The sequence below is a fragment of the Streptosporangium sp. NPDC049046 genome (assembly GCF_040649155.1).
Taxonomy (GTDB): Bacteria; Actinomycetota; Actinomycetes; order Streptosporangiales; family Streptosporangiaceae; genus Streptosporangium.
The window spans coordinates 47067-58041 of record NZ_JBEZEZ010000044.1 but is presented as its reverse complement, the minus strand read 5'-3'; the positions used below and the strand labels follow the sequence as shown (position 1 = coordinate 58041).

The following is a 10975-nucleotide window of genomic DNA, read 5'->3' as shown; positions in this document are numbered from 1 at the left end:
GCCGCGACGCAGAATCCCAGCCCGGACTGCTACAACGAGAACATCGCCTGACTGTCGGACCGCTGATCAAGTTCCACGAACGTCGGGACATCCTCAGCGGTGATCGTACTCTGAACTTACGTAGCCTGAGCTGCGTGAACATTCTACGTTGCCCATGTTCTTCACATGATCATCCCGCACGTGTCCGTACTTGCTGAGCCAGCTAGTGAGGTGCCCAGCAGATTCCGGACAGTCGGCTACCTAGGCTGACAGAAGTCTGGAAGAGGTAGGTACGTGACGAGGCGTCGCAGGCGGTTCTCGCCGGAGTTCAAGGAAGAAGCCATCCGCATGGTGCTGGAGGGCGATCGGACGGTCGCGTCCGTGGCGCGGAAGTTCGACATCAACGTCAGCACGCTGGGCAGCTGGGTGAACCGCCATCCGATCGCGAGCGCGCAGGAGGAGCGGCAGGCGCTCTCCGGGCCGGAGCGGGCGCGGAGCCGTACGGGACCATGATCCGCCGCTCACCATGCGTCGACATCCGCTTGCCGGAGCCGGACAAGACCACGATCCGACTCCTCTCCCCCGCCGAGGTGCTCGCGCTCTACCTGGCTATGCGGCCCGACTACGCGCCACTGATCCTCCTGGGCGCTGCGGCCGGTCTCCGACAGGGAGAGGCTCTCGGTCTGGCCGTCGACCGGATCGACTTCGCCGAGGGCATGTTGACGGTGGACCAGCAGGTCGTGGTGATCGATCGGCGTCCGACGCTGGCTCCGCCGAAGACCAAGGCCTCTGTCCGCGACGTTCCGATACCGGCCGTTCTCGCCCATGCTCTGACCGAGTACATCGACAGGCACAAACCCGAGGACGTGCTCTTCCGGACGACGCGCAGGAACCTGGTCCGCCGCGACTACTTCAACGCCGACGTCCTGAAGCCCGCGATCTTCTCGGCGGGAGTACCGGCGGACATGACGTTCCACGATCTTCGGCACACCTTCGCCAGTACGGCGCTCGCCGAAGGCGTGCCGATCTCCGAGGTGTCGCGGTGGCTCGGGCACAAGTCCATCACCACGACCGTGGACCTGTACGGGCATCTGGTCCCGGAGGCATCTGAGCGGGCGCGCACGGCGCTGGACAATGCCTTCGCCTCGGCCCTCGGGTCCGCGTAATGTGCCCCCGATGTGCCCCCTCAAGGATTCGATCTTCCTGAATGAGGGTTCCGCCGCAGGTCAGGGGCGGGAAAGGCGGACGAGTCGGCCTGTAGGCCGGGTTTTGTCCTTCACGTGTGTGAAGGGGCGACCATCCATCTAGGACCGACGTTGCCGTCGGCCTCAAGCGGTCTACCCGCGCGACTCGGGCGAGCAGCCCTCAGGCGTCGCGCGCGGGACGCTCCGGAGAGCGCCCCTTCTTGACCTTGCTCCAGGTGGGGTTTACCGAGCCGCCCACGTCACCGTGGGCGCTGGTGGTCTCTTACACCACCGTTTCACCCTTACCCCGTCCTGCGACGAGGCGGTCTGTTCTCTGTGGCACTTTCCCGCGGGTCACCCCGGGTCGGCGTTACCGACCACCCTGCTCTGTGGAGCCCGGACCTTCCTCGGCGGGTCTCGCAAGAGACCCGACGCGGCCGCCCGGCCGGCTCGTCCGCCGTGATCCAAGCCTAACGGCTCCCAAGTGGACTCCAACCGAGCGGCAAGTCGCGTGCGCTGGAATACGGATCAAGCGAGACGGGACGGACGAGCAGCGGGGGAACCGATGAGAGCACCGACAACCGGCGAGGCGGCCGGTTTCGCACGCCGTGAGGATTTCGGCCGCCGCGGAGGGCGGGTGTTTCACCGTCTCCGCGGCCGAGGTCTGTCATGGACGTGAGAGACCGTCCGCGCGGGGATCTCAGCACCCCCGCGGCCTTTCTGGCACAGGGCTCCACCACCCCTGCGGCCTTTCGTGGACGGGAGACCCCCGAAGCGGGGGGCTCATCGCCTTCACGGTCTGTCGAGGTGAGATCGACGGTTCAGTGGAGGTGCGAGGTGTCGTTGAACGCCTTCACCACCGCCGGGCCGTCGGCGTAATACTCGATCAGGGACAGAGCTGACAGGTCGAGATGCATGCGGTACAGCGCGCCGAGGGGAGCGAGCAGCGCGGACTGCAGCAGCATCTTGATCGGCGTGACATGGGAGACGGCGAGGACCGTCCTTCCCTCGTAGCGCTCTATCAGCAGGTCCCCGATCGCCTGGACCCGCCGCGCCGCCACCCCGAAACTCTCCCCACCCGGCGGCGCGGCGGACGGGTCCGCCAGCCACGCGGCGAGTTCGTCGGGCCAGCGGCGCTGGATCTCGGTGAACGTGTAGCCTTCCCAGGCTCCGAAGTCGGCCTCCCGCAGCCCCTCCTCGACGACGACCTCAAGTCCCGTCCTCGCCGCGACGATCTCCGCGGTGGCGCGGGCGCGCTTGAGCGGCGAACTGACGATCACCTGGATGTCGTACGGCTTCCCGGCCAGCTTGACCGCGGCGGCCTCGGCCTGGGCGACGCCGTTGGGCGTGAGTTCGGGGTCTCCGAGCCCGGAGAACCTCCGTTCGATGGAGAGCGGCGTCTCACCGTGCCGGAGAAGATACAGCGAGGTCGCGGTGGAGGTGGGTGGACGCCAGCCGGTGCTCGAACCGGAGGGAGCGATCGTCGGAGTCGCCTGGGCCGTACCCTCGGCAGGCTCTCCCGTCCGGCCCGCCCGTGCCGATGTCTCCGGCGCCTGCGCCGGCCGGTCCCGCGTGCCGGAGATTCTGCCACCGGATGCCTCCGGGGCGGAGGCCCGGCCTCCGGGACCCCCCGCGCCGGAGACTCCCCTCCCGCCGGGCGCTTCACCGACAGCGGACCGGCTCCCAGGCGCTCCCGCGCCGGAAGAGCCGGAAGAGCCGGACGAGGCCGAGGAGTCAGAGAGGCGCCAGGGGCGCCCCTTGGCCGCGGCGTCCATCGCCTCGTTGGCGAGGCGGTCGGCGTCCTTGTTCTTCTCGCGAGGGATCCAGCGCCAGGTCACCCTGAGACGTCTGGCGAGGGCCGCGGCCTCCAGGGCGAGAGGGCGCAGGCCCTCGTTCTTGATCTTCCACCGGCCGGCCATCTGTTCGATGACCAGCTTGGAGTCCATCCGGACCTCGACCTGCGCGCCGTCGCCGGCGAGGGCGAGGAGCGAGGTCAGGCCCGCGATGAGCCCGCGGTACTCGGCGACGTTGTTGGTCTGGGTGCCGATCGACTCGGCGGTCTCGACCAGCACCTGGCCGTCGGCGGCGTCCTTGACGACGGCACCGTAACCGGCCGGGCCCGGGTTGCCCCGCGAGCCGCCGTCCGCCTCGATGACGTACGAGGTCACAGGGCTCACAGACCGGACTCGGCGGTACGGACGAGGATCCGGCGGCACTCCTCGCAGCGGATGACCTCTTCGTGGGAGGCGGCCTTGATGCGGTTGATCTCGGCGATGGACAGGCTCGTACGGCAGCCGAGGCAGCGGGCTCCCTGGAGCATCGCGGCGCCCACCCCGAACTGCTCCCTGAGCTTCTCGTAGAGGGCGAGCAGGTCGGCCGGGATGTCGCCGGCGACCTCGGTGCGCTTGCCCTGGACCTCGTCCTTCTCCTTGTCGATCTCGGCGAAGGCGGCGTCCCTGCGGTCCTCGGCGGAGCCGCGGGTGCCGGCGAGTTCGTCGCGCTCGGCCACGAGCTTGGTGACCCGCTCGTCGGCCGCCTCGCGGCGCTCCATGATCTCCAGCACGACCTCCTCCAGATCGTCCTGCCTGCGCTTCAGGGAGACGATCTCGGACTGGAGGCTGGACAGGTCCTTGGGCGAGGTGACCTGGCCGGAGTCGAGGCGCTTCTGGTCGCGCTCGGCGCGGGTGCGGACCGAGTCGACGTCGGCCTCGGCCTTGCTCTGCTCGCGGGCGAGGTCGCCGGACTCGGTCTCGGCGGCGATCACCTGGGTCGCGATGCGGGCGATGCGCCCGGAGAGCTCGTCGATCTGGGCCAGCTCGGGAAGGGTGCGGCGGCGATGGGCCAGCCGGTCGAGGGCGGAGTCGAGTTCGGCCAGGTCAAGCAGACGCTTCTGGGCCGCAGGGGCTGCTTTCACGTGAAATCCTCGCACTTTGCTGTTGTGTTCCAGGCGTCCGTGACCGTCTCGGATACGCGCGTCTCAACAGTAATCCCCCTGGCGGCCGATGCGGACGCGAGATGGTGTGCCGCGTCGGCGAGCCAGGGCCATTCGGTGGCCCAGTGGGCCGCGTCGATCAGCGCGGGGCCGCCGGAGTTCTCCATGAACTCGCTGGCCGGGTGGTGGCGCAGGTCGGCGGTGAGGAAGACGTCCACCCCGGCGGCGCGGGCCGTCCCGAGCAGGGAGTCTCCGGATCCACCGCTGACCGCGATCCGCTGGACGGCACGGTCAGGATCTCCGGCGACCCGCAGGCCGCCCGCCGTGGCGGGGAGCCCGCGGGCGGCCTGCCTGGTGAACTCGGCGAGGGAGACGGGCTCGGGCAGCGAGCCGACGCGGCCCAGTCCGCGCCTCGGGTCGTCGGCGGCGGGGCTGAGGGGGACGAGCGGGCCGGTCAGGCCGACGGCGCGGGCGAGCGCGTCGGAGACTCCGGGGTCGGCGACGTCGGCGTTGGTGTGGGCGGTGAAGAGCCCGATGTCGTTCTTGATCAGAGTCTGGATCAGGCGGCCCTTGGAGGTGGTCGCCGCGACACTCGTGGTGCCGCGCAGGTAGAGCGGATGGTGGGTGACGACGAGGTCGGCGCCCCAGTCGAGGGCCTCCTCGGCGACGACGGCGACCGGGTCGACCGCGAACAGGATCTTGCGCACCTCGGCGGCGGGATCCCCGCAGACGAGCCCGACCGCGTCCCACGACTCGGCCCATCTCGGGTCGTAGCGGGACTCCAGCTCTGTGACGATGTCGGCAAGCGTAGGCACGTGCGCAGAATATCGGCCCTTTCCACCGTCAGGCCTCCTCCTGGAGCGCCAGGCTCCCGGTGGTCTGCCAACGGCCTCCTCGGGATTTCCCCAGTGATTGCCCCGGCGGCTTCCACGGCGTGGGGGCATCGCCTAGCGTCAGTGAACACTGACACCCGGAGGGCGTGCGCATGGGGCCTAATGTCGCGATCATCGGTGCCGGATTCGGCGGCCTGTGCATGGCCATCCAGTTGGAGAAGGCCGGCATCCGTTCGTACACGATCTTCGAGAAGGGGTCCGACGTCGGGGGGACCTGGCGCGACAACACCTATCCGGGGGCGGGCTGCGACACCCACTCGCATCTGTACTCCTTCTCCTTCGAGAGATACTCCAGCCGGACGCGTCGCTATGCCGGGCAGCCGGAGATCCTGGGTTACCTGCGGGGGTGTGCCGACAAGTACGGCCTGCGTTCCCGTATCCGGCTGAACACCGCGGTCGTCTCCGCCGCCTTCGACGAGTCGCTGGGCAAATGGCGGGTCCGTACGTCGGCCGGAGAAGAGTTGTTCGACGTGGTGGTGTCGGCGATAGGTCAGCTGAACCGGCCCCAATTGCCCGACATTCCGGGAATATCGACATTCAGTGGAGCGGCCTTCCACTCCGCGCGCTGGGACCACTCCGTCGACCTGGCGGGCAAACGAGTCGCCGTGATCGGGAACGGGTCGTCGGCGGCGCAACTCGTCCCGAAGGTGGCCGAGGTGGCCGGGCACCTGGACCTCTTCCAGCGAACCCCCAACTGGGTGATTCCCAAGCAGGGCACCGACTTCAGCCCGCGCGTGCGGACAGCCTTCCGCCTCGTGCCGTTCCTGCAGCGCGCCTACCGCGAGTGGGTCTACCGGTACGCGGAGCACATCCTCTACCCCGCCCTGGCCGGGGGCTGGAGCACGGACCTGGTGCGCAAGTACGCCCTCGGGCACCTGCACGAGCAGGTCTCCGACCCGGTGCTACGGGCCAAGCTGACCCCCTCCTACCCGCTCGGCTGCAAGCGGGTCGTCATCGACAGCGACTTCTATCCCGCGCTGACCCGCCCCGACGTGGACGTCGTCACCGACCGGATCACCCGGATCGTCCCCGGCGGCGTGGAGACCGTCACCGGAGTCCGCGAGGCCGACGCGATCGTCTACGCGACCGGCTTCGAGACCTCGGAGTTTCTGAGCACGATCGAGGTCACCGGACGCGGCGGGCGGCGACTGGCCGAGGAGTGGAAGGACGGCGCCGAGGCGTACCTGGGCATCGCCGTGCCGCACTTCCCCAACCTGTTCCTGCTGTACGGCCCCAACACCAACCTCGGTCACACCTCGATCGTCTTCATGCTCGAATGCCAGGTCCGGTACATCATGGGCTGCCTGCCGCAGCTGGCCTCGCGCGGGCCGATGGAGGTGAGGCCGGAGGCGATGGACACCTGGCGGCAGAACCTCGACCGGGACATGGAGGGCATGGTCTGGCAGGCGGGCTGCACGAGTTGGTACAAGAACGCCTCGGGCAGGGTCACCGGCAACTGGCCGGGCAGCGCGACCGCCTACCGCCGTCTCACCAGGACCCCGCGCCCCGAGGCCTTCCAGTTCGCACGCTGACCCACTCCGCGTACGCGGGTACGCGGGTACCCGCGTGCGCGGGTACCCGAAGTCACCCAGATCGTCGTCGCTCTCCCGGTCAACGCCCATTCCACGCACGCGAGTACGCGAAGAGTTCGCGGGCGCCCTCCTCGTCCAGCGGGACACCCACTCCGCGCAGGCGAGTACGCGAAGGCCCGGCGGGCCGATAGCGTCGTGGCGAACCAGAGCCGTCCGCGCAGAAGGGCCCGCCCGTGTCCGCCGACCTCCACCGCGACTCCGTGGTCGCCGATACCCACAACGATCTGCTGATGGCGGTCGCCGCTCGTCCGCCTCGCCGCTGGGCGTCGTTCTTCCGGGAGCGTTGGCTGCCGCAGTTGCGTGAGGGAGGGGTGAACCTCCAGGTGCTGCCGGTGTTCGTCGACGAGCAGTACCGTCCCGAGGGGGCGTTGCGCCAGACGTTGCGCATGATCGAGTGTGCGCACGTGCTGGCCGAGGGCAACGCCGAGTCCGTCCGGCTGTGCCTGGACGGTGCGCAGATCGACCAGGCCCTCGCCGAGGGCAAGATCGCTCTGGTCCTGGCGATGGAGAGCATGCCGGGCCTGGACGCCTCGGTCGAGCTGCTGCCCACCGTGCACCGGCTGGGTGTGCGGATCGCCTCGATCGCGCACTGGGGCCGCACCGCGCTGGCCGACGGCAGCGGCGAGGACGCCACCGGCGGCAGGCTCACCGGCGCCGGGATCCAGGCGCTGCGGGAGATGGAACGCCTCGGGGTGATCTTCGATATCTCCCACCTGAGTGCCTCGGGGGTGGAGCATGTGCTGGAGTTGGCGAGCAGGCCGGTGATGGCCACCCACTCCTCGGCTCGCGCGTTGCGCGAGCATCACCGTAATCTCACCGACGAGCAGATCCGGGCCGTCGCCGCGACCGGCGGGGTGGTGTGCGTGAACTTCGTGGCCGCCTTCTTGTCCGAGGATCCGGCCGAGTACACCGTGGATCGGCTGGTGGACCACCTCGCGCACGTCGCGGGTGTCGGCGGTATCGACCACGTCGGCCTGGGCCCCGATTTCGTGCGTGAGGTGCTGCAGGATGTGACTCCCCCGTGCTGTGAGATGGACTACGACGTCGATCCCTTCGCGGCCCTGCCGGGGCTGTCGGGGCCGAGTGGGCTGCCCCTGGTCACCGACGCCCTGCTCAAGCACGGCTTCGCCGACGAGGAGATCACGAAGATCATCGGCGGCAACGTACACCGCCTGTTCCGCGCCGAACTGGGCAGGCCCGCCTGAGCGAGCCCGGCCGGTGCCCGGGCGACGGGGCGCGGTGCGACGGAATCCCTCGTTGAGTCTCGGCTCCTCACCGTCCGTAGCGTTCCTACCCACGGGTAGGTGACAGCGCGTGGGGTGCCCGATTCGTCCTGTGCATACCTCTGTACCCCGGCCGCACCCCGGCCCGGACGGCGCTTCCTGACGCGCTAGTGTTCCCTTGTGGCAAGGGGATTTGGGCGATTACGTCGCGAAGATCTGCTCCGGACCGCCTGCGATGTGATCGCGGCCCGGGGCTTCGGTCACACGCGCACCGCCGACATCGCCCAGGCGGCCGGCGTCAGCCAGGCGCTGCTCTTCTACCATTTCGAGACCAAGGAGAAGCTCTTCGCCCAGGCCTTCTCCTACGCCGCCCAGCTCGACCTGGACGCGCTCACCAAGGTGGAGGAGTCCGGCGGCTCTCCCCTCGACCGGCTGCGGGCTCTGCTCAGGTTCTATCCGCCCAGCGGGAAATCCAAGTCGTGGGCCCTGTGGATCGACGCCTGGGCCGAGTCGATACGCAACACCGAGCTTGAGGAGACGTCCCGCAGGATCGACATGCGCTGGAAGGAGGCGCTCCGCGCGATCATCGACGACGGCGTCGCGGCGGAGGTCTTCACCTGTGCGGACCCCGAGGGCACGACCTGGCGGGTCATGTCTCTCATCGACGGCCTTTCCACGCAGGTGACGGTGCACCGGCGGGTGCTCTCGCGGGCGCGGATGACCGAGTTCATCCGGACGGCCACGGCGGCGGAACTGGGCCTCTCCCCCGCCGAGCTGAGTTGAACAGTCCCCCGGGCGACACGACCAGGAGCATGGCGAGGGCGATCAGCCCGCCGCCGAGGTAGACGCCCACGGTGAGCGGTTCCCCGTGCAGTGCCACGGCGAGGGCGGTCACCCAGAGCGGCTGGGTCGACAGGATCACCGCGGCGGACACCGGCGAGACGTGGACCTGGCCCCAGGAGCGGGCCAGGAAACCCAGGGCGCAGGCCACGATCGACAGGTGGCCGAGGATCACCCAGTCGCCCGGCGTCGAGGGCAGGGTGAGACCGTCCGGCGTGGCGAGGGCACCCGTCATGGCGGCGATGGTGCCGAGCTGGATCACCGTGACCGCGTAGGCGTTCTGCCGCGCCTCGGCGGAGTTGCCGAGCAGCAGCGTATGGACCGCGTACAGGACCGCCGCCAACAGGGTGGCGACCAGCGCGGGCAGGGCGATGTCCCCCTCCGCCTCCCTCATCAGGGCGAACGCGGTCATCGCGGCCGTGGCCAGCGCCACCGAGGCCCAGACGCGGGCCGACGTCCTGGCTCCGAGCAGGAACAGTCCGAGAACAGGGGTGATCACCACGTACGAGCCGACCGTGAACCCCGAGACCGACGAGGGCAGATCGTGCAGTGAGACCGCCTGGGCCGTCTGGGCCACGCCGAACAGCAGGCCGAGCAGGATGCCGGTGAGCCAGGTGTTCTCCGAGAGCCCTCGAAGGCTTCTCGGGCGCAGCGCGAGCAGCACGAGGGTGGCGATGCCGTACCGCTCGGCGAGAAGGTCCGCCACCGGCACGCGGACGATGAGATCCTTCATCAGCGGGAAAGCCGACCCCCATGCGGCGCTGACGAAGATCAGAAGCACGATTCCCAGAACGGGCCGGGGGGTTACCACTGCCATATCCGAAGGGTCGCATCACCCTCGGCGACCGAATGGTCACCGAAAGGGTCGGGGGTGACACGGATACAACGCTGAGTGAAAGACGCAACACCGGCACGAGGGGCCTCATACCTCCACTTGTCTTTCCGCCGGGGCCGACGGGAGCCGACGGGGGCACAGCGCTCAGTGGGTGCCCTTCCGACAGGGGGCCGACGGCGGCCCGGAGCTCAGCGGACCGAGCGGATCTTCCAGACGAGGACGGCGCCGAGGAGGACGAGGGCCGCCGAGGTCATGTAGAGGACGGGATAACCGCCGAGACCTGCCACGATCGGACCGGCGATGGCGGGGCCGAGCACCTGGGGGCCGGAGTTGGCGATGTTGATGACGCCGAGGTCCTTGGCACGCCCCTCGGCGGCGGGCAGGACCTGGGTGACGAGGGCGTTGTCGACCGAGAGGTAGATGCCGAAGCCGATCCCCATGATCGCGGCGCCGACCGTCGCGACCTGCCAGTGCGGCCAGAAGGCGAGCATCACCGCGGGGATGACGCTGATCAGGCCGGAGATCGTGACGAGCGCCCTGCGGCGGCCGAGCCTGTCGGAGACGACGCCCGCGACGACGGTGGTGAGCACGACGGCCACGGTGTAGATCAGGATCAGCACGAGCAGACCGTCCTCGGCCTTCTCACCGGGGAAGAGCCTCTCGTAGCCGACCGCGTCGGCGAGGAAGTACAGCAGGTAGAGCGTGGCGACGGCGTTGCCCAGCTGCATCAGGAAGCGGGTCAGCCAGGCCCAGAAGAAGTCGGGGTGGGTGCGAGGGCTGATCCAGAACCCCTTCAGGAAGGCTCCGAGGTCGAAGGGCGGCCTGTCCGTCAGGCGGGGGTCGGTGGTGGTGAGGACGAAGGGGAGCACGCAGAGCGGGATCAGCGCCGCTATCAAGAAATATCCGGATTCGATGGTGGTGGCGACCATGGTGACCAGGACCACGGCGAACACCACCCCGAGCGACTGGGGAATCCCGATCCAGCCCGAGACCTCACCTCGCTGACCGACCGGTACGTGGTCGGGCACCCCGGCACCGAGCGCGGCCTGCATCGCGTTGAGCCCGGCCTGCGCGAGACACCAGCCGGCCGTCACACCGAGGATCGAGCCCTGGCCCGCCAGCAGGACCAGCGCCCCCGCACCGGCCAGCGCCCCGCCCAGCGACCACGGATGCCTGCGCCCGAAACGCCCCGCCGTACGATCCGACAGCGCTCCGGCGACGGGGTTGAACAGCATCGCGACGGCGGCCCCCACCCCGGTCACCAGTGCCAGCGACCCTTCCTTGCCCGCCGGGTCGATCGCCGCCACCTGCGAGGGCAACAGCACCTGGAGCGGCCCGAAGTAGGCCATCCAGAGCGCGAGGTTGGCGAGCGAGATGCCGGCCACCCACCAGGGCCCCACCCTGCGGGTCGGCTCGGCGAGCGCCGCCCGCGGGTCGGGGACAGGCTGGGCGACGCTCATGGAACCTCGCATCTCCGCGGCTCGGCTCTTCGTGGGC

At 69.4% G+C, this 10975-nt stretch carries 10 protein-coding genes and 1 other RNA gene; 5 read left to right on the top strand and 6 right to left on the bottom strand.

Going from position 1 to position 10975, the window contains the following annotated elements:
• The first annotated feature begins 273 nt into the window (after window positions 1–273).
• Together AB0B96_RS37515 and AB0B96_RS37510 are read left to right on the top strand one after the other, a co-directional pair.
• Window positions 274–492, top strand: coding sequence for a transposase (locus tag AB0B96_RS37515; RefSeq protein ID WP_362906636.1), 219 nt, complete (start codon window positions 274–276; stop codon window positions 490–492).
• Window positions 489–1145 (top strand): site-specific integrase, encoded by a 657-nt coding sequence (locus AB0B96_RS37510; RefSeq protein WP_362906634.1) that lies wholly within the window; start codon window positions 489–491, stop codon window positions 1143–1145. Before AB0B96_RS37515 ends, AB0B96_RS37510 begins: the two co-directional genes overlap by 4 nt.
• 76 nt (window positions 1146–1221) lie before the next feature.
• On the opposite strand, the gene rnpB is transcribed toward AB0B96_RS37510, so the two are convergent.
• From rnpB to AB0B96_RS37490, 4 genes are all read right to left on the bottom strand, one after another.
• Window positions 1222–1616, bottom strand: an RNA gene (gene rnpB / locus AB0B96_RS37505) — RNase P RNA component class A.
• A 368-nt stretch (window positions 1617–1984) separates the two neighbouring features.
• Window positions 1985–3331 (bottom strand): bifunctional RNase H/acid phosphatase, encoded by a 1347-nt coding sequence (locus AB0B96_RS37500; RefSeq protein ID WP_362906638.1) that lies wholly within the window; start codon window positions 3329–3331, stop codon window positions 1985–1987.
• Window positions 3332–3336: 5 nt separating this feature from the next.
• A complete protein-coding gene (locus AB0B96_RS37495) occupies window positions 3337–4077 on the bottom strand; it encodes a C4-type zinc ribbon domain-containing protein (RefSeq protein ID WP_350949549.1) in 741 nt (246 codons plus the stop codon).
• Window positions 4074–4910, bottom strand: coding sequence for a Nif3-like dinuclear metal center hexameric protein (locus tag AB0B96_RS37490; protein WP_362906631.1), 837 nt, complete (start codon window positions 4908–4910; stop codon window positions 4074–4076). The genes AB0B96_RS37495 and AB0B96_RS37490 overlap by 4 nt, the downstream gene beginning before the upstream one ends.
• A 170-nt stretch (window positions 4911–5080) precedes the next feature.
• Between AB0B96_RS37490 and AB0B96_RS37485 the strand changes: the two genes are divergently transcribed.
• From AB0B96_RS37485 to AB0B96_RS37475, 3 genes are all read left to right on the top strand, one after another.
• Window positions 5081–6520, top strand: a complete 1440-nt coding sequence (locus AB0B96_RS37485) for an NAD(P)/FAD-dependent oxidoreductase (RefSeq protein ID WP_362906629.1) — start codon at window positions 5081–5083, stop codon at window positions 6518–6520.
• A gap of 233 nt (window positions 6521–6753) precedes the next feature.
• Window positions 6754–7785, top strand: a complete 1032-nt coding sequence (locus tag AB0B96_RS37480) for a dipeptidase (RefSeq protein WP_362906627.1) — start codon at window positions 6754–6756, stop codon at window positions 7783–7785.
• Between the two features lie 198 nt (window positions 7786–7983).
• On the top strand, window positions 7984–8586 hold the full coding sequence (locus tag AB0B96_RS37475; protein ID WP_350949553.1) for a TetR/AcrR family transcriptional regulator: 603 nt from the start codon (window positions 7984–7986) through the stop codon (window positions 8584–8586).
• Here AB0B96_RS37475 and AB0B96_RS37470 read toward each other — a convergent pair.
• The gene (locus AB0B96_RS37470) at window positions 8531–9460 is read right to left on the bottom strand and encodes a DMT family transporter (protein ID WP_362906624.1); all 930 of its coding nucleotides are present in this window, start codon (window positions 9458–9460) and stop codon (window positions 8531–8533) included. The two genes, AB0B96_RS37475 and AB0B96_RS37470, sit on opposite strands and share 56 nt — an antisense overlap.
• A 206-nt stretch (window positions 9461–9666) precedes the next feature.
• Window positions 9667–10938, bottom strand: coding sequence for an MFS transporter (locus AB0B96_RS37465; RefSeq protein WP_362906622.1), 1272 nt, complete (start codon window positions 10936–10938; stop codon window positions 9667–9669).
• Window positions 10939–10975: the final 37 nt, after the last annotated feature.